The organism is Rathayibacter sp. AY1C9 (assembly GCF_002932315.1).
Classification (GTDB): Bacteria; Actinomycetota; Actinomycetes; order Actinomycetales; family Microbacteriaceae; genus Rathayibacter.
Genome location: NZ_PSVZ01000012.1, coordinates 71,536 through 93,362 on the forward strand (window position 1 = coordinate 71,536; position 21,827 = coordinate 93,362).

The window sequence follows — 21,827 nt, forward strand, 5'->3', positions numbered from 1 at the left end:
CGGTTCCCCTGAGGGCGGGAGAGCGCGATCCTGAACACCGACGATCGACGGCTCCCGCCCCACCGCCCGCCGACCGTCACGGAAGGAACCCGTTGCCCCGCCACTCCGCCCGCACCGCCGCCTCCGGCCGGTCCGCGCTGGTGCGCAAGGCCGACGCGTCCGGCTACCGGCCCGAGATCGAGGGACTGCGCGCCGTCGCGTCCCTCCTGGTCGCTACTTTCCACATCTGGCTGGGCCGCGTCTCCGGAGGCGTCGACGTCTTCTTCGTGATCGCCGGGTTCCTCACCACCCTGACCCTCCTCGGCCAGATCCGCCGGTTCGGGCGCGTGCGTCCGATCGCCTTCCTCCGGAGGCTCGCCTCGCGGCTCTTCCCGGCGGCCGCGGTGGTGCTGGTCGTCGTCGCGGCGCTCGCTCCGCTCCTCCTGCGCCCCTCGCAGCTGCTGCAGACCTTCACCGAGGTGCTCGCCTCGACCTTCTACGTCGAGAACGTCGCGCTCGCGCGGGCCGGAGTGGACTACCTCGCGCAGGACGACTTCCACTCGCCGGTGCAGAACTTCTGGGCGATGTCGGTGCAGGGGCAGTTCTACCTGGTCTGGCTCGCCCTGGTGCTCGTCGCGACCCTCGCCGCCGTGCTGCTGCGGCGACGCGCGCAGCTGCCGCGGTTCCTGCTGGCGCTCGTCGCGGCGCTCACCGTCCTCTCGTTCGCGTTCTCCGTCGTGCTGGTCGGGATCGACCAGCCGACCGCGTACTACAGCACCCTCGCCCGCTCGTGGGAGTTCGGGCTCGGCTCGCTCGCGGCCCTCGTGCTCCCGGGACTGGCGATCCCGGCGACCCTGCGGGCCGTTGCCGGGTGGCTGGGGCTGATCGGAGTCGTCTCCTGCGGGTTCGTGCTCCAGGTCTCGAGCGCGTTCCCCGGCACCGCCGCGCTCTGGCCGACCCTCTCGGCGGTGCTCGTGCTCGTCGCCGGGACCGGCCCCGCCCCGGAGCGCGGAGTCGGCCGGCTGCTGGCCCTGCGCCCGCTCGTGTGGCTGGGCGGCCTGAGCTACGGGATCTACCTCTGGCACTGGCCGCTCCTCGTCTTCTGGCGCGAGAGCACCGGCGAGGACCCGACCGCCCTGGCGGGCCTGGGCGTCATCACCGCCGCGATCCTCCTGGCCGCCATTTCGAAGCGCTTCCTCGAGGACCCCCTCCACCGCCGCGCCCCCGCCGAGCGCCCGCACCGCCTCCGCGCGCTCGCCCCGGCGGCCCTGCTGGCCGTCGCCGCCCTGGTCGGAGCGACGGGCCTCACCGGCACGAACGCCGCGATCGCCGCCGACCTCGCCCGCGCGCACGCCCTCCCCGTCTCGACCGAGGGCTGCGTCGGAGCCGCGGCGCTCGCGAACGCCTGCCCCGACTCCTGGACCACGAGCCTGCCCGCCGTCGACGCCTCGGAGGACGGCTCCGCCCTGAACACCGACGAGTGCAGCACGGGCAACTCCGGCACCGCGCTCAAGGAGTGCCGCTTCGGCGACCCCGCCGGCCTCCGCGTGCTGCTCATCGGCAACTCGCACGCGGCGTCGTTCTTCCCGGCGCTGCGCGGCGTCGCGGAGGAGCGCGGCTGGGACCTGCACACCTACTACAAGACGGGCTGCGTCTTCTCGACCGCGGAGCGGCGCGACGACTCCGCCTCCTCCCGCCGCTCCTGCGACGTCTGGAACGGGAAGCTGCAGGAGGAGCTCGCGGGCCAGGAGCCGTACGCGCTCGTCGTCACCGCCTACTCCGCGAAGAAGTCCGTGTTCGTCGACGCGTCCGGCACCCCCGACGAGCAGGCCGGCATCGACGGGTTCCACGAGTCGTGGGCGCCGCTGATCGCCCGCGGATCCACGGTGGTCGCGATCCGCGACAATCCGGTGCTGCCCTCGCTCTCCCTGCTGGCCTGCGCCGAGGAGCCGGGCTCCGCGGCCGACTGCAGCGTGCCGCTCGACGAGGCCTTCGCCGACCGCGAGCTGATGGCCGCCGCCGCCGAGGACTGGCCGGGCGCCGCCGCCGTCGACCTCACCCGCTGGTTCTGCGACGACCGCGGCTGCCCCCTCGTGATCGGCGGAGTGAAGGTGTACCGCGACCTCGGGCACCTCACCGAGTCCTATGCCCGGACCCTGGCGCCCTACCTCGGCGAGGCGCTGGACCCGCTGGTCGGCTGAGGGCCCTCGCGCTCGCCTCCGGACGCATGCAAGACTGTTTATACGAACAGGGATCGGAGGAGCCGATGGGCCACTCCCACGGCGTTCCGGCCGGCTCCGCCGCCGCGCGGCACCGGCGTCCGCTCGTGGCCGCCTTCGTGCTGACCGCGGCGTTCATGGTCGTCGAGTTCGCGGTCGGAGTCGCGACGGGCTCGCTCGCGCTGCTCTCGGACGCCGCGCACATGGGCACCGACGTGCTGGCCCTCGGAATGTCGATCGCCGCGATCTCGCTCGCCGCCCGCCCCGCCGCGAAGGGCCGCACCTACGGCTCCTACCGCCTCGAAGTGCTGGCCGCCCTCGCCAACGGCCTGCTGCTGTTCGCTGTCGCCGCGTTCGTGATCGTCGAGGCCGTCCGCCGCTTCGCCGAGCCGCCCGCGGTGCCCGGCGGCCCCCTCCTGATCACCGCCGTCGTGGGCCTGGCGGTCAACCTCGTGAGCCTGCGCCTGCTGTCCGCCGGGGCGAAGGAGAGCATCACCCTCCGCGGAGCCTCCCTCGAGGTGCTCGGCGACGCGCTCGGCTCGATCGGCGTGATCGTCGCGGCGATCGTGCTGCTCACCACCGGCTGGGCGTGGGCGGATCCGATCGTCGGCGTGCTGATCGGGCTGCTGATCCTTCCCCGCACCTGGTCGCTCACGCGGCAGGCGCTGGGGATCCTGATGGAGTCGGCGCCCGCGCACGTCGACCTCGCGGCACTCGAGCGCGACGTCTGCGCCGTCCCCGGCGTGCTCGCGCTGCACGACCTGCACGTGTGGACGATCACCTCGGGCATGGAGAGCGCCACCGGCCACGTGGTCGTCGCCCCCGACGCCGACTACCGCACCGCGCTCTCGCGGGTGCTCGCCGTGCTCCGCGAGCGCCACGGCATCGACCACGCGACCATCCAGTGCGAGCCCGAGGCCTTCCCGGAGACGACGCATCGCGTCTGAGCGCGGGGGTGGCGTGGCGCGCGGCCGCACGCCTCCGCATGCCCACGACCCTCCAGGAGTCGTCGCACTCGACGTCGACTGCGACGACTCCCGGCTCCTCGACGCTGCGGGCCTCGCCCGCCCCTGAGCACCTTCCGATTGTTGACGTGAACATGTACAGTCGGCCGTCAGGGCGCGTTCACGTGAACACGCCCGCATTTCGATGGCGAAAGAGAGACCGCATCAATGTCGATGTCCTTCAGAAGGGTCGCCGCGCTCGCCACGAGCGCCGCCCTGGCCACAGGAGCACTGCTGGCGATCCCCGCCGCAGCGGCCCCCGCTCAGGCCGCGGACGCGTTCCGCATCACGCCGAACCCCGCCGCCGCCGGTGAGGCGTTCGAGGGCTGGGGCACCAGCCTCGTCTGGTTCGCGAACGCGACCGGCGGCTATCCCGAGGCCCTCCGCGAGGACCTCTACCAGAAGGTCTTCGGCGACAGCGGCCTCGACCTCAACATCGCCCGCTACAACATCGGCGGCGGCAACGCCTCCGACGTGAAGGACTACCTCCGCCCGGGCGGCGCCGTCGAGGGCTGGTGGAAGCAGAACCCGGCCGGCGACGCGTCGACCTACGGCGGCACCTCCACGAAGCTCGCCGACCGCGACGCGCTCCTGGCCAAGTGGAACGCGGACGACCCCGCCTCCTACGACTGGACCGCCGACGAGACGCAGCGCTGGTGGGTCGAGAGGCTGGCCGAGGATAAGCAGATCTCGCACTGGGAGGCGTTCTCCAACTCCGCCCCGTACTTCATGACCGAGAGCGGCTACGTCTCGGGCGGCTTCGACGCGAACAGCGAGCAGCTGAAGCCCGCCGCCGAGGAGCAGTTCGCGAAGTACCTCGTGAAGGTCACCGAGCACATGGAGGACGAGTACGGCATCGAGTTCGACACGCTCGACCCCTTCAACGAGCCGAACACGAACTACTGGGGCACGCAGCTCTCCAACGGCGTCCCGACCGGCGGACGCCAGGAGGGCATGCACGTCGGACCGACGCGCCAGGCGGGTCTGATCCCCGACGTCGCCGCCGCGCTGGACGCCTCGACCACCGACGCCGGCCTCGCCGCGATGGACGAGACCAACCCCGACATCTTCGCGACGAACTGGGCCGCCTACTCCGCCGCGATCCGCGCCGAGGTCGACCGGATGAACGTCCACACCTACGGCACCTCGGGCCGCCTCAAGGTCCGCGACCTCGCGAAGCAGGCCGACACCGACCTGTGGATGAGCGAGATCGAGGGCAACTGGGTCACCGGCTTCGACCCCACCAACATGGAGAACGGCCTCGGCATCGCCGGCCGCATCAACGACGACCTGCGCGAGCTCGAGCCGAAGGCGTGGGTGCTCTGGCAGCCCGTCGAGGACTACTACAACATGCAGCAGCCCAAGCCCAAGGGCGAGAACCTCAACTGGGGCTCCGTCTACATCGACCTGGACTGCAAGCCGTACCAGGAGAACGGGACCGAGGTCTGGAAGTCGGTCCGCCGCGTCACCGACGCCGGTGGCGACTCCACCAAGGCCCCGGTCTGCGGCGTCGAGACGAACTCGAAGTTCAACACCATCCGGAACTTCACCAAGTTCATCCACGAGGGCGACCACCTGATGCCCTCCAACGACAGCTCCTCCACCGCCGCCGTCCGCGGCGACGGCTCGGGCGCGACCGTCGTGCACACCAACAGCACCGCGACCGAGAAGACCGTCGTGCTCGACCTCTCCCGCTTCGGCACCATCGCCGACACCGCGACGGTCACGCCGTTTGTCACCACGAAGGCCTCCTCGGCCGCTGCTCCCACGAGCAACGCCCTGGTCGCCAAGACGCCGGTGAGCGTCGACCGCATCTCGCGCACCGCCACGATCACCGTGCCCGCCAAGTCGGTCACGAGCTTCTCGATCGACGGAGTCTCGGGAGTCGCCGACTCCGCCCCCGCCCTGCGCGACGGCCACCGCTACCAGCTGGTCGGCACCCAGAGCGGCAAGGCCCTGACCGGCAACCCCTCGGGCGCCGCGACCACGATCACCGGCCTCGCCACCGACTCCGCCACGGCCGCCAAGCAGACCTGGACGGTCCGCGAGGTCGCCGCCGGCGAGCGCGAGGCCACCCGCCGGGTCGTCCTCGTCAACAGCGACGGACGCGTGCTCGGAGCCACGACCGCCGGCACCGACCTGCGCTCGCTGTCCGTCGACGCGGCGAAGACGACCGCCGCGACCCGCTGGATCGTCAACACCACCGACGGCGTGAACTTCTCGCTCGTCAACGAGTCCATCGCCCAGTCGCTCGACGTGAACGGCGGCTCCAGCGCCGACAACGCGTCGGTCGGCGTCTACACCTCCAACGGCGGAGCGAACCAGTCGTGGTCCCTCCGCGACCTCGCCCCGACCGCCGGCCAGACGATCGCCGTCCGCACCACCGCGGGCGTCGCTCCGACCCTGCCCGCGAGCATCACCCCGCAGTACTCCTGGGGAGCCGGCGCACCGCTCGCCGTCACCTGGCAGCGCCCCGCCGACTCGGCGTACGGCGCGACCGGCCGCGTCGAGGTGCCCGGCACCGCGACCGACCTCTACGGCCAGACGATCACGGTCACCGCGCTCGTCGACGTCGGCGGACTGACCGCGACCGACCCCGTGTCGGTCACGGCCGCCGCGGGCGCCTCGGTCGCCGGAGTGAAGGCCTCGGCCCCGACGACGGTCCCCGCCCGCGTGGGCGCCTCGGCCAGCACCTTCCCGGTGCCGGTCGTCTGGGACTGGACGCCGCTCACCACCGCCTCCCTCGCCCGGGCCGGGCAGGTGACGGTCTCGGGAACGGCGACCGCCGACGGCGCGACGCTCCCCGCCACGCTCACGGTGCTCGTCACCACGGGCACGCTCCGCAACTTCAACCCGGACGCCGGCATCGTCGCGACCGCGTCGTCGTCGGAGTCGGGCTACGGACCGGAGCGCACCCGCAACGGCGTGGACGGCGACAAGGGCTGGTCGAACTGGACCAACGGCACCAAGGCCGCGCAGAGCTCGCTGACCTACACCTTCCCCTCGACCCACCAGGTCGAGAAGGTGTCGGTGCAGTTCCTGGCCGACGGCGGCACCAGCTGGGCGCAGACCTACCAGCTGCAGTACCAGGCCGCTGACAGCACGACCTGGACCGCGGTCCCCGGCTACGAGTCGGCCGTGGCCCTCGCGTCGCCGGCCGGCGGAACGGCTCCGACCCTGGTCGCGTCGTTCGCGCCCGTCACGGCCAAGGCCTTCCGCGTCGTGATGAACGCCTACGACAACACGCACCTGATCGTGGCCGAGACCAAGCTCTACGAGGCGGTCGCCTCGCCCGCCGCGGTCGCCACGCTGGGCGCCCTGCGCGTCGGAGGAGCGGGCATCGCCGGGTTCGACCCGGCCCGCACCTCCTACGCGGTCACCGTCGAGGGCACGGCGATGCCGGTGATCGGAGCAGTGGCGACCGACTCGGCGGCCACCGTGCGGATCACCCAGCCGACGACGGCGAACGGCGGAGTCGCGACCATCGCGGTCCGCGCGGCCGACGGCTCCGTCACCTCGACCACGACGGTGACGGTGACCCTGAAGGCGCCCGCCGCCCTCGCGGTCGCGGTCACGGCGACCACCCGCTGCATCGCCGGCAAGGTGACGCTCACCGTCGCGGCGAAGAACGAGTCCGGCGTGCCGGTCTCGATGACCATCGCGACGCCCTCCGGGTCGAAGCAGGTCACCGGAGTCGCGCCCGGCGCGAGCGGCAGCGCCGCGTTCACCACGCGCGCGGCCTCGGTGCCGGCCGGCCAGGCCACCGTCACCGCGACGGGCACGGTCGACGGTGAGCAGGTCACCTCGGTGGCGACGGGAGCGTACGCGGCCCGCAGCTGCTGACGCCCCCTCCGACACGGACCGCCTCCGCCCCTCCGGGGACGGGGGCGGTCCGTCGTTCGCCGTCGGAGCGGCGCGGCGCGGGCGGCGCGGCGCGGGCGGCGCGTCGCGGGATCCCGATACGCCCGCGGCGCGGGCTACTCGATCAGCACGGATCCGTGCCGGTCGGGCGGCCGCACACCTCTGCGCCGGTGGAGCGACCGCGCACCCTATGCCGGTCGACCGGCCGCGGCACGCGGCGTATCGAGACCCCGCTCAGTGCCCCGCGGCCGCCTCGTCGCGGGTGCGCAGGCGCGAGACGCCCATCACGACGGCCGCGATGACCAGACCCAGCACGAGGCCGAAGATCATCGAGACGAAGGTGTCGGCCAGCCACACGACGACCGGGCCCGCGCCCTCGACCGCGTGGGTGACGACGTGCACGAGGTCGTACGGACCGTGCCACACCGTCTCGGCGAGGTTCGCGACGACGAGGTGCCCGCCGACCCAGAGCATGGCGAGCGTCCCGATGATGCTGATCGCGCGGAACACCACCGGCATCGACGCGACGATCCTCGCTCCGGTGCGCCGCACGCCGCGGGCCGCGTTCTTCATCAGGCGCAGGCCCACGTCGTCGATCTTCACGAGCAGCGCGACGGCGCCGTAGACGAGCACGGTCATCCCGAGCCCGACGACCAGGAGCGCGCCGAGCGTGGGCCAGATCCCGAAGTCGGGGTCGAGGCCGTCGAGCGCGATCAGCATGATCTCGGTGCTCAGGATGAGGTCGGTGCGGATGGCGCCGAAGACGAGCTTCTTCTCGTCGCGCGCCTCCGTCTCGTGGCCGCCGTGCGAGACGCCGAACCACTCGAGCTCCTTCTCCGCCCCCTCGAAGCAGAGGAACGCGCCGCCGAGGATCAGCAGGTACGGCAGCACCTGCGGCGCGAACGCCGAGAGCAGCAGCGCCAGCGGGATGATGATGACGAACTTGTTGAACAGGCTCCCCAGCGCGATCCGCCCGACCACCGGCAGCTCCCGCGCGGGCGTGAGGCCCTGCACGTACTGCGGGGTGACGGCCGCGTCGTCGATCACGACGCCCGCCGTCTTGGCGCTCGCCTTCAGGGCGGCGGTGAGGATGTCATCGACAACCGCGAGCAGGCCGACCGACATGTGCGTCTCCTTGGAGGTCCGGGGTGAGAGGGCTCACAGTATCGCGAGCTCCGCGGTCGAGCGGGCACGGGGAGGGGCGTGGGTGCGGCAGAGGGGGTCCGGTGCAGGGGATCTCGGTACGCCGGCGGGGTCGGCTCCTCGATCAGCGTGAAGGGCGGGAGGGCTCCGCGGGCCGGCTCCGCGGAAGCGTCAGGAGGCGGCGGGGGCCGGGCCGGTGCTCTCGCGGACGATGAGGCGGGTCGGCACGAGCGAGACGCCGGTGCGCTCGCCCGACTCGAGCTCGCGCAGGAGGATGTCGACCGAGCGGCGGCCCGTGTCCCCGAAGAACTGGCGCACCGTCGTGAGAGGCGGCCAGAAGCTCGCCGACTCCTGCATGTCGTCGAAGCCCGCGACGCTCACCTCGCCGGGCACGGCGCGTCCGGCCTCGTGCAGGGCGCGCAGCACGCCGAGCGCCATCTGGTCGTTGGCGGCGAAGATCGCGGTGACCTCCGGATCGGCGGCGAGCCGTTTGCCGAGGCGGTAGCCGGAGTCGGTGGACCAGTCGCCGACCAGCACCTCCGGCACCGGGGCTCCGCGCTCGATCAGGGTCGACTCCCACGCCTCGTGGCGCCGCTCGGCGGAGTAGGAGCGGTCCGGGCCGGCGATGTGGTGCACGGTGCGGTGTCCGAGTCCGAGCAGGTGCTCGACGGCCTGGCGGGCGCCCGACATCTGGTCGGTGTCGACCACCGGGTACTTCTCGCCGCCGGCGGAGTCGACGACCACCACGGGCAGGTCGGGCGGGAGGACGATGTCGGCCTCGTCGAGCAGGTGCGCCTCGACGATGATGATGACGCCGTCGACCGCCTCCTCGCTCAGCCGGTGGAACGCGACCGACACCTCGCCCTGGGTGGGGTGGGAGACGGGGATGAGGGTGATCGAGTAGCCCGCGTCGGCGGCCGCGATCGCGATGGCGTCGAGGGTGCGCATGTTGCCGAACGAGGACAGCGTGAACATGATCACGCCGATGCTGTGGAAGCGGCCCGTCCGCAGGGCCCGCGCCGCGCTGTTGGGCCGGTAGCCGAGGGCCCGCATCGCCTCGAGGACCCGCTCGCGCGTCTCGCCGTCGACGTTCTGCTTGCCGTTCGACACCCGCGAGACCGTCTGGCCCGAGACGTTCGCGCGCCGGGCCACGTCGGCCATCGAGACGCCGCGTCGCGGCCGGGTGGACGGGGACGGGCGGTCGGTCTCGAGTGACATGGGCTTCCCTTTATAGCGCGCCGCCCGTCAGCCGTGGTGCATCGTGCGCCGAACCGTGACGCAGGAACAGTCGCGGGTGGCGACGTGGACATGCTACGGTGACGCTCTGCCATGTTGACGTGAACATGGCGGGCCCGCACTACTCCCCGAACGGAATCCCATGACGACGACGTCTCCCCCCGTCCCGCTGAGCGAGGTCGCCCCTCCGGCGTCCCCCCTCGCGGCCCCGAAGTCGCGGGCGAAGAGCGAGTGGAAGGGCCTGGCGTTCGTCGCCCCCTTCCTCGTCGTCTTCCTCCTGGTCTTCATCGCCCCGGTCGTCTACTCGATCTACCTCAGCCTCTTCCGCGAGCAGCTGGTGGGCGGCAACTCCTTCGTCGGCTTCGCGAACTACGCCGCGATCTTCACCGACCCGAACTTCTGGGAGGGCTTCGGCCGCGTCCTGCTGTTCCTCGTCGTGCAGGTCCCCGTGATGCTCGTGCTGGCCCTTGTCGCGGCGCTCGCGATCGACAGCGGCCGCCTCCACGGCACCGGCTTCTTCCGCATCGTGGTCTTCCTCCCCTACGCCGTCCCCGCGGTCGTCGCGGTGCTGATGTGGGGCTTCATCTACGGCGACAACTTCGGCCTGGCCGCGAACGTCAACGACCTGCTCGGCTCCGACGTCGTCCAGCCCTTCTCGCGCGACTGGATCCTCGCCTCGATCGGCAACATCGTCACGTGGGAGTTCGTGGGCTACAACATGCTCATCTTCTACTCCGCGCTGAAGACGATCCCCGGCGAGCTCTACGAGGCGGCCGAGATCGACGGCGCCGGCCCGATGCGCGTCATCCGCTCGATCAAGCTGCCCGCCCTGCGCGGCGCGATCGTCATCGCCACGATCTTCTCGATCATCGGCAGCTTCCAGCTGTTCAACGAGCCGAACATCCTCCGGACGCTGGCGCCGAACATCATCACCACCTACTTCACCCCGAACATGTACGCCTACAACCTGTCCTTCGCCGGTCAGCAGTACAACGCGTCGGCCACGGTCGCCATCGTCATGGGCGTGATCACCGCGGTGATCGCCTACGTCGTGCAGCTCCGCGGCGCGCGGAAGGAGAACTGATGGCCCTCGCGACCGCTCCCCGGACGCCCGCCCGCGCCCCGAAGCGCCCGGCCGCCCGCCGCGGCTCCTCGGTGCAGCCCAAGAAGTCGATCGCCTTCACCCTGCTGATGTCGGTCTTCATCCTCTACAGCCTCGTGCCGCTGGCCTGGCTGGTCATCAACGCGACGAAGACGCAGGCCGGCCTGCTCTCGAGCTTCGGCCTCTGGTTCGACGGCGACTTCGTCTTCTTCCAGAACATCGCCGACACCCTCAGCTACCGCGACGGGATCTTCCTCCGCTGGCTCGGCAACACCCTGCTCTACGTCGTCGTCGGCGCCGGAGGAGCGACGCTCCTGGCCACGCTCGCCGGCTACGGCCTCGCGAAGTTCCGCTTCACGGGCCGCAAGGCGGTCTTCGCCGTGGTGCTCGGAGCGATCGCGGTGCCCGGCACGGCCCTCGCCGTCCCGACGTTCCTCATGTTCAGCCAGCTCGGCCTGACCAACACCCCGTGGGCGATCATCATCCCCTCGCTGATCAGCCCGTTCGGCCTGTACCTGGTGTGGGTCTACGCGGTGGAGTCGGTGCCCACCGAGCTGCTCGAAGCGGCGCGGATGGACGGGGCGGGCGAGTTCCGCACCTTCTTCACCATCTCCATCCGCCTCCTCGCCCCCGGCATCGTGACCGTGCTGCTGTTCTCGGTCGTCGCGACCTGGAACAACTACTTCCTCCCGCTGATCATGCTGAGCGACCCCACCTGGTACCCGCTCACCGTCGGCCTCAACCAGTGGAACGCGCAGGCCACCGGCGTCAGCGCGCAGCCGATCTACAACCTCGTGATCACGGGCTCGCTCCTCACGATCATCCCCATCGTCGTCGCCTTCCTCGGACTCCAGCGCTTCTGGCAGTCCGGTCTGAGCGCCGGCAGCGTCAAGGGCTGAGCCCTCCCCCTACCCATCCCCCGGCCGGAGCGTCCTGCCCCGTCCACAGCACCCGCAGCACGAAGAAGTGAAGGGAAACACCACCATGAAGATCGCCCGTTCCGCCCTCAGGCGGACCCTGACGGTCGCGGCCGTCGCGGCCCTGGCCGCCGGCTCCCTCGCGGCCTGCTCGTCCACCTCCGGTGGCGGCACGACCACGAGCGCCGGCTCCGCCGCCGACCTCGACTCCGCCCTCGAGGCCGGTGGCAAGATCACGTACTGGAGCTGGACCCCCAGCGCCGAGGCGCAGGTCGCCGCGTTCGAGAAGGCCTACCCCAAGGTCGACGTCGAGCTCGTCAACGCCGGCACCAACAAGGACGAGTACACCAAGCTCGAGAACGCGATCAAGGCCGGCTCGGGCGCCCCCGACGTCGTCCAGATCGAGTACTACGCCATGCCGCAGTTCGCGCTGTCGGACTCGCTCCTCGACCTGTCGCAGTACGGCATGGGCGACCTCGAGGACAAGTACTCCGCCTCCACCTGGGGCAGCGTCAACATCGACGGCAAGCTCGTCGGACTCCCGCAGGACTCGGGCCCCATGGCGCTGTTCTACAACAAGACCGTCTTCGACCAGTACGGCATCGCCGTCCCCGCCACCTGGGACGAGTACGTGGCCGCGGCCGAGAAGCTGCACACCGCCGACCCGTCGAAGTACATCACCGCCGACACCGGCGACGCCGGCTTCGCGACCAGCATGATCTGGCAGGCGGGCGGCGAGCCGTTCACCACCGACGGCACGGACGTGAAGATCGACCTCGCCGACGAGGGCACCGCCAAGTGGACCGGCGTCTGGAACCAGCTCGTCGAGAAGAAGCTGCTCTCGGACACCCCCGCCTGGGGCGACGAGTGGTACAAGGGCCTCGCCGACGGCTCCATCGCCTCGCTGGTGACCGGCGCCTGGATGCCCGGCGTGCTGGAGTCCAGCGTCCCCGACGCCTCCGGCGACTGGGCCGTCGCGCCGATCCCGACCTACGACGGCACCGCCGTCAGCGCCGAGAACGGCGGTGGCGGCCAGTCCGTCACCAAGCAGAGCGAGAACCCGGCGCTGGCCGCCGCGTTCCTGCGCTGGCTGAACAGCGACCAGGCCTCGGTCGACGTCTTCCTGCAGAGCGGCGGATTCCCGTCGACCACCGCCGACCTCGACAGCTCGGACTTCACCGGTCAGGAGTCGGAGTACTTCGGCGGCCAGAAGATCAACGAGGTGCTGACCCAGGCCTCGAAGGACGTCCGCTCCGGCTGGTCGTACCTGCCCTACCAGGTGTACGCGAACAGCGTCTTCGGTGACACCGTCGGCCAGGCGTACGCCAACGGCACCAGCCTCGACCAGGGCCTCGCCGACTGGCAGAGCAAGCTCGTCCAGTACGGCAACGCGCAGGGCTTCACCGTCTCGGAGTAACACCACTGCTCGACGCGGGGCCGGCCGGATCGCTCCGGTCGGCCCCGCGTCGTTCTCACGCTCGGACACACCGGGCACCGATCCTGAGGGGGATCCAGATGACCACCGCTCCCGAGAGCCGCTTCGCCATCGGCGCCGCCGACTTCGAGCTCGACGGCCGCCCGCACCGCATCCTGTCGGGGGCGCTGCACTACTTCCGCATCCACCCGGACCTCTGGGCCGACCGGATCCGCAAGGCCCGCCTGATGGGCCTGAACACCATCGAGACCTACGTCGCCTGGAACGCGCACGAGCCGCGCCGCGGCGAGTGGCGCGAGGACGCCGGGCTCGACCTGGGCCGCTTCCTCGACCTGATCGCCGCCGAGGGCATGCACGCGATCGTGCGCCCCGGCCCCTACATCTGCGCGGAGTGGGACAACGGCGCCCTCCCGGCCTGGCTCTTCCGCGACCCCGAGGTGGGCGTGCGCCGCTCGGAGCCGAACTACCTCGCCGCGGTCAGCGACTACCTGCGCCGCGTGTACTCGATCGTGGCCCCGCGCCAGATCGATGCCGGCGGGCCTGTGGTCCTCGTGCAGATCGAGAACGAGTACGGCGCGTACGGCTCCGACAAGGAGTACCTGGCCGAGCTCGTGCGGGTGACCCGCGACTCCGGCATCACAGTGCCGCTGACCACCATCGACCAGCCCACTCCGCAGATGCTCGCCGACGGCAGCCTGCCGGGCCTGCACCTCACCGGCTCGTTCGGCTCGCGGACCACGGAGCGCCTCGCGACGCTGCGCGAGTTCCAGCCCACCGGGCCGCTGATGTGCATGGAGTTCTGGTGCGGCTGGTTCGACGACTGGGGCACCCAGCACCACACGACGGACGCCGATGCCTCCGCCCAGGAGCTCGACACCCTGCTCGCGGCCGGCGGCTCGGTCAACATCTACATGTTCCACGGCGGCACCAACTTCGGCCTGACCAGCGGCGCGAACGACAAGGGCCGCTACGCCGCGATCACGACGAGCTACGACTACGACGCCCCGCTCGACGAGGGCGGCGACCCGACCGCGAAGTTCTGGGCGTTCCGCGACGTCATCGCGCGCTACGCGCCGGTGCCGGAGGAGGTGCCCGCGGTGCGCCCGCCGGCCCCCGCCCTGACCGCTCCGCTCGTCCCCGGCCCGGCGCTGCTCGGCCTCGGCCAGGCGTTCGGACCGGCCGCGCACCTCGACGCGATGGCCAGCTTCGACGACCTCGGCCACGACGACGGCTTCGTGCTCTTCACGACGACGCTCGACGGCTCCTCCGCTCCGGCCCGCCTCGTGGTGGGCGAGGAGGTGCGCGACCGCGCCTGGGTGCTGCTGGACGGCGTGCCGGTGGGCGTGCTGGCGCGCGACCACCACGAGCGGGCGCTGACGCTGCCGAGCGGACGGGGCGAGCTCGCGATCCTGGTCGAGAACCAGGGCCGGGTGAACTACGGCACGCGCATCGGCGAGCACAAGGGCCTGATCGGAGGCGTGACGCTCGACGGCGCCCCGCTGACCGGCTGGGCGGCGCGTGCCCTCGCGCTGGAGTGCCTCCCCGACCTGGCCGTCGCGGCGCCGGCGTTCTCGGCCGGACCGCAGCTCGCCTCCGGCTCGTTCGACCTCGACGAGCAGGCCGACCTGTACGTGGACACGCTGCACTGGGGCAAGGGCCTGGTCTGGGTGAACGGCTTCCTCCTCGGGCGCTACTGGCGCCGCGGACCGCAGCGGACGCTGATCGTCCCCTCGCCGGTCACCCGCGCCGGCCGCAACCGCGTCGTGGTCCTGGAGCTGGAGGGCATCGCCGAGCCGGAGATCCGCCTGCTCGCGGGAGCCGAGCTCGGGCACACCGAGATCTGAGCGGCGGAGCGGAGGCGGGAGCGGCCGTTGGAGGCATGGGTTCGGGGTTCCCGGCTCCGTTGTGCGAGTGGGGCCGGGCCGACTCCGGTCCGCACGCGCTGCCGGACCGCCTCCGGTCTGCGGGTGCCACCGGGCCGCCTCCGTCCTGCGGGCGGCGCCGGGCCGCCTCCGGGACGCGGGGCTCTGCTAGCCTCAGGCGCCCCGGTGCGGCGCCGGCGGGCGAAGGGGGAGACATGATGTCCAAGACACTGCTGCGCACGACTCTGATCGGAGGCGCGCTGCTGCTCGTCCTCTCGGGCTGCGCGGGGACCGCGACGAGCGGATCGACGCTCCGCCCGTTCACTCCGACGCTCCCCTCGTCGTCGGCCGCCCCGTCCGCCACCGCGACGGCCGCCGCCCCGACCGCCGACACCGCTCAGAAGACCGGCGAGCAGGTGGCCGCCGTGCTGACCGGCGTGCAGTTCGTGCCCGGCGAGTACGCGAGCATCCAGGAGATGCTCGACTCGATCTACCCCGGCCTCACCGCGACCGACGCGAGCTGCCTCTCGCCGTTCGGCCTGCGCTGGGACACCGCGCAGCCCGCCGCCGGACTCTCGTACGGCACCAGCGCCGACCGCTCCATGACCGCCGTCGTGTCGAGCACCGGCACCGCCGACGCGGCCGCCTCGCTCCTCGCGAGCGCCACCGACGCGACCACGCGCTGCGCCTCCGGCTCGACGCTCTTCGCCATGCAGGGCGTGCCGGTCGAGACGACCGTCGAGCGCACCGAGCAGACGCTGACCGGCGCCGACGAGACGCTCGGCTGGAAGGTGTCCGGAGCCGTGGGCGGCAAGCCGTTCTCGCTCGTGGGCATCACCGCGCGCGTCGGCGGCGACGCGGTCGCGCTCGTGGGCTGGGACCCGACGACGAACACCTCGTACGTCCCGCGCGCGACGCAGCTCGTCGTCGACGGGCTGTAGGGCGCTGGGCGCTGGGCGCTGGGCGCTGGGCGCTGGACGCTCTGAGCTCTGGCTCTGAGCTCTGAGTCCTGCGCTCGACCGTCCTCCCCTCCGCGAGAGTCCAGGAGTCGTCGCACTCGACGCCGAGTGCGACAACTCTTGAACAGTGGGCGCGGGTCGAGCGCCGGGACTCCGAGCTTTCGGCGCTGCATTTCGACGCCCTCTCCTTCGCGACTGTCCGGGAGTTGTCGCACTCGACGCTGAGTGCGACAACTGTTGAACGGTGGGCGGAGGATCAGGCCGAGCGCCTGAGCTCAGAGCGCTGCGCGTTGCGCGTTGCGCGTTGCGCGTTGGGCTTCGGGCTTCGGGCTTCGGGCTTCGGGCTTCGGGCTTCGGGCTTCGGGCTTCGACGCTCGCTCCTCCGCGAGAGTCCAGGAGTTGTCGCACTCGACGCTGAGTGCGACAACTCTTGAACAGTGGGCGCGGGTCGAGCGCCGGGACGGAGCGGGCACCGGGCGCCGGGCACCTCCCGAGCTTCGGGCAGCCCGCACACGGCGCTGGAGCGCGCCTCAGGCCAGCCAGGAGAGGGTGCCGCCATGGGCGGCCGCGCTCGCGAGCGGGACGCCGTCGGCGGCGAGCAGGAACGGGGTCGGCTCGGGTGCCGTGCGGTCCCCGCGCGCGGCGACGAGGTGCGGGAGCAGCGCCTCCGCCTCGAGCGTCACCAGGCTCGCGCCGCGATCGGCGACCGTCGCCAGGACGCTCTCGCGCGCGGGCCACGGCAGGTAGACCAGGGTCCCGAGCGAGACGACGACCGTCCGCAGACCCGGCGGCACCGCGTCGAGCAGGGCGGGCAGCTCAGCGGCCGCATCGCCCGCGACGATCGTGGGCGGGTCGTCCTGCAGAGTCTCCACGGCCGAGCGGAGCCGCGCGGTCCGCTCCGGACGGTCGGGCGGGAGCAGCGCGCCCAACCAGGCGACGTCCTCGGGCGAGCGGACGTCGAGCGGCGCCAGGTCGAGCCCCCGGCGCCACGCGACGACCGGCAGCCGTGCCGGCGCCGCGCCTCCGCTCACCGCGCACCGCAGCAGAGGCGCGCCCGACCCGAGCCGCGTCTCGCCGTCGCTCGCCGTGAAGGCGTAGGAGTACCGCTCCGGCGCCAGGCAGAGCCCCGCGGAGGCGCCGATCTCGACGAGCGCCACCGGCTCGCCCGGCTCCGTGATCCGCTCGAGCGCCGCGACCAGGGGCGCGCACCGCAGCGCCTCGTTGGTCTGCGTCCTCCGCTCCGCCGCCACCGGCGCCACCCGCGCCCACTCGCTCCGGAGCCATGCGGCGAATCCGGCGCCGTCGACGTCGGGCACGCCGAGCAGCCGCGCGACCGAGAAGAGCAGGGACGGCTGCCGGTGCTGCGCGGGCAGCTCGTCGATCAGGGCGAGGAGGCGCGCATCCTCCGTGATGGCGAGCGCCCACTCGACCTGCCGCTCGGAGGTCTGCGCGAGCTCGACGGCGGCGCGGCGGAAGCGGTCGGCGGAGGAGGGCATGCCTCCATCCTGAGGGAGCGGCGCCACGGTGCCTGCAGCCGGGCGGAGGACCTGCGCGGCGGGCGACGGCCTCGCCACCGCGGATGTCGGTGGTCGCCGATAGAACGGACTCATGTCCGACACCGCTCCGAGCCCCGCGTCCGCGCAGGTCCGCGAGCGGCGCCTGCTCGACATCCGGCGGATCTACGCCGAGCCGGCCGCGCTCGAGCTGCCCCGTGGGCAGGAGGTCGTGGCGCGGTGGCCGGGCGCCGAGATCGTGCCCGTCGAGTCGCACTGGCTGATCCCGGAGGTGCACGGCGACGAGGCGAACGTCGCGCGCTGGGTGCGCATCAAGACGGAGGCGCTCGTGCTCGGGGTGAAGAAGTCGCTCGTCACGCGCCCGAACGGCCGCTCGGCCGACTTCATCGCCCCCTCCACCGCCAACGGCTGCGCCATGGCGTGCGTGTACTGCTACGTGCCGCGGAGGAAGGGCTACAGCAACCCGATCACGCTCTTCACGAACATCGAGCAGATCCAGCGCCACCTGGCCCGGCACATCGCCAAGCAGGGCCCCAAGGCCGAGGCGAACCAGTGCGACCCGGAGGCCTGGGTCTACGACATCGGCGAGAACAGCGACTGCTCCGTCGACGCGCTGCTGAGCGGGAACGTCCGCGACCTCTGCGAGCTGTTCCGGATGTCGCCCACCGCCAAGGCGTCCTTCGCGACCAAGTACGTCAACCGCGAGCTCCTCGAGTGGGACCCGCTCGGGCGCACGCGCATCCGGTTCTCGCTGATGCCCGCCGAGACGGCGAAGGTCACCGACATCCGCACCTCGCCGATGGCCGAGCGGATCGCGGCGATCAACGACTTCGTCGACGCCGGCTACGAGGTGCACGTCAACTTCTCGCCCGTGATCCTCACCGAGACCTGGCAGCAGGACTGGACCGAGCTCTTCGACCAGCTCGACGCCGCCCTCCACCCGCGGGCGAAGGCGCAGCTCGCGGCCGAGGTGATCCTCCTCACCCACAACGAGGGCCTGCACGAGGTGAACCTCGGCTGGCACCCCACGGCGGAGTCGCTGCTCTGGCAGCCGGGACGCCAGGAGCAGAAGCTCTCCGAGAACGGCGCCGTCAACATCCGCTACCGACGCGACCTCAAGCGCGCCGCCCTCGACCGCTTCCGCGCCCTCCTCGCCGAGCGCCTCCCCTACTGCCGCGTCCGCTACGCCATCTGAGCGTCGGCACCCCCGCCGGAGCGGTGGCGCGACGACTCGCGGAGGAGCGCACCCTCCCGCGCACGCCGAGTTACCGCCGCGGAGACGGCGTCTCGACGGAGCCGCACGCCCTGTCCAGTGAGCGCACCGTCACGCCTCCTCCCGCTCCACACGCCCCGCCGAGACACCGCCGGCCCGCCCGACGCACCACTGCGGCGTCTCGCGCACGAGCGCGGTGTCTCGACGCAGCCGCACCGCCCACCGGAGGCACCAGGCAACTGAGCCCCGGAGTCGCCCGGCTGGGGGTCCGCCCGGCGGCCGGGGCCACTGCTTCGCATTCCGGATAGCGGCACGTGCGCTCCGAACGAGGGGCGTACTTTCGGAGAACAGCCGGAGGGACGGCCCGACCGCCCGACTCCACGGGCCTGCAGAGCAGGCGTCAGCGGGGATCGACGGCTCGGCGCGACGGCATCCGGGCTCGACATCCCGGAGCCCGGCACCCCCGGATCGACACTCCGGACACTCGACTCGGCGGCACAGCACACCCCGGGTCCTGCTCACCACGAACACCCCCACCATCTCGCACTCCCCCTCCCGGCGGCACTCGCCGGGGCACCCCACCGTCGCGGCCGGCACCCGCGACACAGCACAGAACGGCGGCACGCACCATGGGCGCTCTCCTCTACGGCACTCCCCCCACCTCGCACGAGATCGACGACCGCGCGCTCGCGCACCTCCAGATCGTCATGATCAACAAGTTCCGCCGCGACGAGGCGTTCGCCTTCCAGCTCGACGCCTCGAGCGCGCACGGCACCGGACGCCAGACACTGTGGCTGCACCCGACCATCCCCCTCCAGTTCTCGTTCCACGGAAGCCGCATGCCAGCGATCAACGCCACCTGGGTGCGCGCACTGATGGAGGAGGCCAACAGCGGCCGGGGCCTGCGGATCGTCACCGAGCCGGCGCAGCAGCCCGAGTCCTCCGGGCTCACGCACGCTGCCTGAGCGCGCCGTGTCCAGGCGCGACGACGACGAGCCGATGGAGGTCACCGACTTCGTCGAGCTCGCCGGTGCAGTGCACGACGACGCAGGCTTCGAGTGCTCCTCCACTGTCGACGGCGTGACGGGCGCGCTCTGCGTGCTGCCCGACTCCCTGGTGCTGCGGAGCGCCGGCACCGGCGACTCGACCCGCGTCGGCACCCGCGACATCCGCTCCTGGCGGGCCACTCCGGCCGGCGCCACCTTCTCGCTCGCCGTGGAAGCCGGAGCGCGGCACACCGTGGTGCTGCTCACGCAGTTCCAGGCGGCGACCGTCCAGGCCATGACCCGCGCCGCCGGACCCGCGACTGGTTTATCCGCTTAACGAATTCCCCGTTCGGGGCACGCGGTGAGAAGCGCTCCTCGTGCGACCCTGATCGGGATGAACGAGAAGGACGAGGTCATGCGCTCCGACATCGGCGGGCGTGACATCGAGCAGGCGCGGGCCCTCTTCGAGCAGTCGTACAACGGGCACCGCTTCGTCGTCGAGCCCGGCGAGGACTTCTCGTACCGTTACACCTCCGTCGGCGACGGCGATGTGACGCTCCGCGGCAGCCAGTTCGCCGGCTCCGTGCAGGGCTCGATCCAGACCGAGGGCGAGTACGTCGTCTCGTGGCTGACCGCCGGCGCGGGCGTCACCGATCTCGACGGCGACGCGGTGACCCTCGGATTCGGGCAGCCGGCGATCTTCGTCAACGACCGCCCCAGCCGGTTCGAGTTCCACGACTACCGCCAGAACCTCATCCACTTCGACGGCGCGTACCTCGAGGGCATCGCGGAGGAGGTGGAGGGCACCCGCGGCCCCCTCCTCTTCGACACCACCGCACGACCCGAGGGCGCGGCGCTGCGGCGCTGGTCGGCGACCGTCGCGACGGTCGCCCGGGTGATCTACGACGCCGACAGCTCGCCGCTGCTGCGCCGCGAGGCCGACCGCGCGGTCGCCGTCGCCCTGCTCGAGACCTTCCCGCACTCGACGCTGGACACCCCCGGCGACCTCGGAGTACCCCGCTCGGGGCGCCTCCGCCAGGCGATCGAGTACATGTACGAGCACGCCCACGAGCCGCTCCGGACCGAGCAGATCGCCGACGCGGCGGGCATCGGCCTGCGGACGCTGCAGACCGAGTTCCGGCGCGAGTTCGGCTTCACCGCGGTCGACTACCTGCGGCGGATCCGGCTGGACGGCGTGCAGAAGGAGCTGCGGGCGGGCGAGTCCGGAGTCGTCAGCGTCAGCGAGGTCGCACGGCGCTGGGGCTTCGCGCACCTCGGCCGGTTCTCGGCCTCGTACGCCCACCGCTTCGGCGAGCGCCCCAGCACCACGCTCGACACCTGAGGCGTCAGAGGTAGTCGGTCCCGCCGTCGTCCTCGCTGTCGTCGCCCTCGCCGCGCGGCTGCACGGTCGGCCGCGCGGGCTGGAGCCGTCGGGTCTTCTCGCGCATCGACTCCACCGCCTCCGGGTCGTCGAGGTCGACGCCGCGGTCGAGCGCCGGGCTGGTGAAGAGCTGGCTGGCCGGTCCGACCAGGAGACGGGTCTCGCCTCGCAGCCCCTCGTCCGAGAGCGACGGCACCACGACCAGGTCCGACTTCCCCACGTTCGCCAGCGCCTGCGCGTACTCGACGACCGCCGAGCACACCTCGTCGCCCAGCAGCACGAATCCGCTCGCGTAGTACAGCTTCTGCATCTCGCCCTCCCCTGGATCCCGGACCGCCCCTCCGGTCGGCCCGTCCCCCGACGCTAGGACGGCGCCGACCGGGCGCCCCACCCCTTGACGGGGGTGGAGCGGAGGGGTCAGATTCCGCGCGGAGGGGCCAGAGTCCGCGCGGAGGGGTCAGAGTCCGCGCGGAGGGGCCAGAGTCCGCGCGGAGGGGCCAGAGTCCGCGCGGAGGGGTCAGAGTCCGCGCGGAGCGGGCAGTCGCAGCGCGGTCGCGAGCGCCTCGACGACGCGGGTCGCGCGCACGTCGCCGACCCCCTCCATCCGGTTGGTGAGGAACGCGAAGCCGACTCCCGCGTCCGGGTCGGCGAAGGCGACCTGTCCGCCCGCGCCGTCGTGCCCGAAGCCGCTCGGCGTGAGGCGGCCTACCAGGCGGTCGCGGAGGCGGGGCTCTCGATCCCCGGCGACGTCGCCGTGGTGTCGTTCGACGACGACGAGCTGGCCGCCTACCTCCGCCCCGGGCTGACGACCGTGGCGCTGCCGCACGAGGAGATGGGCCGCCGGGCGGTCGAGCTGCTGCTGAGCGGCGCTCCGGGAGAGCGGGTGCTGGTGCCGATGCCGCTGGTGGAGCGGGCGTCGACGCGGCGAGACCACCGGAGGCGACGACTCCGACTCCCGCACCTCCGCCACGCCCCGACCGCGCCGCCGCCTCGGGGTGATCGCCGCCCTCGTCGCC

Annotated in this window: 17 protein-coding genes and 1 pseudogene; 13 read left to right on the forward strand and 5 right to left on the reverse strand. The window is 72.2% G+C overall.

Translation table 11 applies throughout. The features are described 5' to 3' along the window. Window positions 1–92 precede the first annotated feature (92 nt). From C5D09_RS10080 to C5D09_RS10090, 3 genes are all read left to right on the forward strand, one after another. On the forward strand, window positions 93–2,180 hold the full coding sequence (locus C5D09_RS10080; protein ID WP_181135026.1) for an acyltransferase family protein: 2,088 nt from the start codon (window positions 93–95) through the stop codon (window positions 2,178–2,180). A gap of 65 nt (window positions 2,181–2,245) precedes the next feature. Then, a complete protein-coding gene (locus tag C5D09_RS10085; RefSeq protein ID WP_104226358.1) occupies window positions 2,246–3,145 on the forward strand; it encodes a cation diffusion facilitator family transporter in 900 nt (299 codons plus the stop codon). Window positions 3,146–3,376: 231 nt separating this feature from the next. After that, window positions 3,377–7,045, forward strand: coding sequence for a glycoside hydrolase (locus C5D09_RS10090; protein WP_181135027.1), 3,669 nt, complete (start codon window positions 3,377–3,379; stop codon window positions 7,043–7,045). 252 nt (window positions 7,046–7,297) lie between these two features. On the opposite strand, the gene C5D09_RS10095 is transcribed toward C5D09_RS10090, so the two are convergent. Continuing rightward, on the reverse strand, window positions 7,298–8,188 hold the full coding sequence (locus tag C5D09_RS10095) for a DUF808 domain-containing protein (protein WP_104269229.1): 891 nt from the start codon (window positions 8,186–8,188) through the stop codon (window positions 7,298–7,300). Between the two features lie 189 nt (window positions 8,189–8,377). Further along, on the reverse strand, window positions 8,378–9,424 hold the full coding sequence (locus C5D09_RS10100; protein ID WP_146076621.1) for a LacI family DNA-binding transcriptional regulator: 1,047 nt from the start codon (window positions 9,422–9,424) through the stop codon (window positions 8,378–8,380). A gap of 160 nt (window positions 9,425–9,584) precedes the next feature. On the opposite strand from C5D09_RS10100, the gene C5D09_RS10105 reads away from it, so the two are divergent. From C5D09_RS10105 to C5D09_RS10125, 5 genes are all read left to right on the forward strand, one after another. Then, window positions 9,585–10,526: a carbohydrate ABC transporter permease gene (locus C5D09_RS10105; RefSeq protein WP_104223405.1), complete on the forward strand. Its 942-nt coding sequence runs from the start codon at window positions 9,585–9,587 to the stop codon at window positions 10,524–10,526. A gap of 107 nt (window positions 10,527–10,633) precedes the next feature. Further along, on the forward strand, window positions 10,634–11,443 hold the full coding sequence (locus C5D09_RS10110; RefSeq protein ID WP_258062773.1) for a carbohydrate ABC transporter permease: 810 nt from the start codon (window positions 10,634–10,636) through the stop codon (window positions 11,441–11,443). Between the two features lie 85 nt (window positions 11,444–11,528). After that, window positions 11,529–12,878 (forward strand): sugar ABC transporter substrate-binding protein, encoded by a 1,350-nt coding sequence (locus C5D09_RS10115; RefSeq protein ID WP_104223423.1) that lies wholly within the window; start codon window positions 11,529–11,531, stop codon window positions 12,876–12,878. 98 nt (window positions 12,879–12,976) lie between these two features. After that, a complete protein-coding gene (locus C5D09_RS10120; RefSeq protein WP_104261385.1) occupies window positions 12,977–14,740 on the forward strand; it encodes a beta-galactosidase family protein in 1,764 nt (587 codons plus the stop codon). Window positions 14,741–14,973: 233 nt separating this feature from the next. After that, entirely contained in the window at window positions 14,974–15,699 is a 726-nt protein-coding gene (locus C5D09_RS10125) for a hypothetical protein (protein ID WP_104269230.1), read from the forward strand. Window positions 15,700–16,247: 548 nt separating this feature from the next. On the opposite strand, the gene C5D09_RS10130 is transcribed toward C5D09_RS10125, so the two are convergent. Beyond that, window positions 16,248–17,213 carry a DUF2332 family protein gene (locus tag C5D09_RS10130; protein ID WP_181135028.1) on the reverse strand — a complete coding sequence of 322 codons (966 nt, stop codon included), beginning with the start codon at window positions 17,211–17,213 and terminating at the stop codon, window positions 16,248–16,250. Between the two features lie 112 nt (window positions 17,214–17,325). Here C5D09_RS10130 and C5D09_RS10135 point away from each other — a divergent pair, with 112 nt between their 5' ends. From C5D09_RS10135 to C5D09_RS10150, 4 genes are all read left to right on the forward strand, one after another. Then, window positions 17,326–18,426 carry a spore photoproduct lyase family protein gene (locus C5D09_RS10135; RefSeq protein WP_104269232.1) on the forward strand — a complete coding sequence of 367 codons (1,101 nt, stop codon included), beginning with the start codon at window positions 17,326–17,328 and terminating at the stop codon, window positions 18,424–18,426. 647 nt (window positions 18,427–19,073) lie between these two features. After that, window positions 19,074–19,409 (forward strand): ATP-dependent DNA ligase, encoded by a 336-nt coding sequence (locus tag C5D09_RS10140; protein WP_104223411.1) that lies wholly within the window; start codon window positions 19,074–19,076, stop codon window positions 19,407–19,409. A 7-nt stretch (window positions 19,410–19,416) separates the two neighbouring features. After that, window positions 19,417–19,767, forward strand: a complete 351-nt coding sequence (locus tag C5D09_RS10145; RefSeq protein ID WP_104223412.1) for a hypothetical protein — start codon at window positions 19,417–19,419, stop codon at window positions 19,765–19,767. A 57-nt stretch (window positions 19,768–19,824) separates the two neighbouring features. Then, a complete protein-coding gene (locus C5D09_RS10150; RefSeq protein WP_104223413.1) occupies window positions 19,825–20,772 on the forward strand; it encodes an AraC family transcriptional regulator in 948 nt (315 codons plus the stop codon). A gap of 4 nt (window positions 20,773–20,776) precedes the next feature. Here C5D09_RS10150 and C5D09_RS10155 read toward each other — a convergent pair whose 3' ends face one another. After that, window positions 20,777–21,121 (reverse strand): hypothetical protein, encoded by a 345-nt coding sequence (locus tag C5D09_RS10155; protein WP_104223414.1) that lies wholly within the window; start codon window positions 21,119–21,121, stop codon window positions 20,777–20,779. Window positions 21,122–21,328: 207 nt separating this feature from the next. Next, window positions 21,329–21,637, reverse strand: a complete 309-nt coding sequence (locus tag C5D09_RS18000) for a serine hydrolase (protein WP_374953809.1) — start codon at window positions 21,635–21,637, stop codon at window positions 21,329–21,331. Here C5D09_RS18000 and C5D09_RS18005 point away from each other — a divergent pair. After that, window positions 21,539–21,827: pseudogene (locus C5D09_RS18005) on the forward strand (substrate-binding domain-containing protein); the annotation flags it as partial. The gene C5D09_RS18000 and the pseudogene C5D09_RS18005 overlap by 99 nt on opposite strands.

Bases quoted from the DNA above. Each gene is read 5' to 3' on its own strand.
- C5D09_RS10125 (WP_104269230.1), top strand. From the start codon at position 14,974: ATGATGTCCAAGACACTGCTGCGCACGACTCTGATCGGAGGCGCGCTG.
- C5D09_RS10130 (WP_181135028.1), bottom strand. From the start codon at position 17,213: ATGCCCTCCTCCGCCGACCGCTTCCGCCGCGCCGCCGTCGAGCTCGCG.
- C5D09_RS10140 (WP_104223411.1), top strand. From the start codon at position 19,074: ATGGGCGCTCTCCTCTACGGCACTCCCCCCACCTCGCACGAGATCGAC.
- C5D09_RS10100 (WP_146076621.1), bottom strand. From the start codon at position 9,424: ATGTCACTCGAGACCGACCGCCCGTCCCCGTCCACCCGGCCGCGACGC.
- C5D09_RS10155 (WP_104223414.1), bottom strand. From the start codon at position 21,121: ATGCAGAAGCTGTACTACGCGAGCGGATTCGTGCTGCTGGGCGACGAG.
- C5D09_RS10105 (WP_104223405.1), top strand. From the start codon at position 9,585: ATGACGACGACGTCTCCCCCCGTCCCGCTGAGCGAGGTCGCCCCTCCG.
- C5D09_RS10150 (WP_104223413.1), top strand. From the start codon at position 19,825: ATGAACGAGAAGGACGAGGTCATGCGCTCCGACATCGGCGGGCGTGAC.
- C5D09_RS10115 (WP_104223423.1), top strand. From the start codon at position 11,529: ATGAAGATCGCCCGTTCCGCCCTCAGGCGGACCCTGACGGTCGCGGCC.
- C5D09_RS10110 (WP_258062773.1), top strand. From the start codon at position 10,634: ATGTCGGTCTTCATCCTCTACAGCCTCGTGCCGCTGGCCTGGCTGGTC.
- C5D09_RS10135 (WP_104269232.1), top strand. From the start codon at position 17,326: ATGTCCGACACCGCTCCGAGCCCCGCGTCCGCGCAGGTCCGCGAGCGG.
- C5D09_RS10090 (WP_181135027.1), top strand. From the start codon at position 3,377: ATGTCCTTCAGAAGGGTCGCCGCGCTCGCCACGAGCGCCGCCCTGGCC.
- C5D09_RS10095 (WP_104269229.1), bottom strand. From the start codon at position 8,188: ATGTCGGTCGGCCTGCTCGCGGTTGTCGATGACATCCTCACCGCCGCC.
- C5D09_RS10120 (WP_104261385.1), top strand. From the start codon at position 12,977: ATGACCACCGCTCCCGAGAGCCGCTTCGCCATCGGCGCCGCCGACTTC.
- C5D09_RS10085 (WP_104226358.1), top strand. From the start codon at position 2,246: ATGGGCCACTCCCACGGCGTTCCGGCCGGCTCCGCCGCCGCGCGGCAC.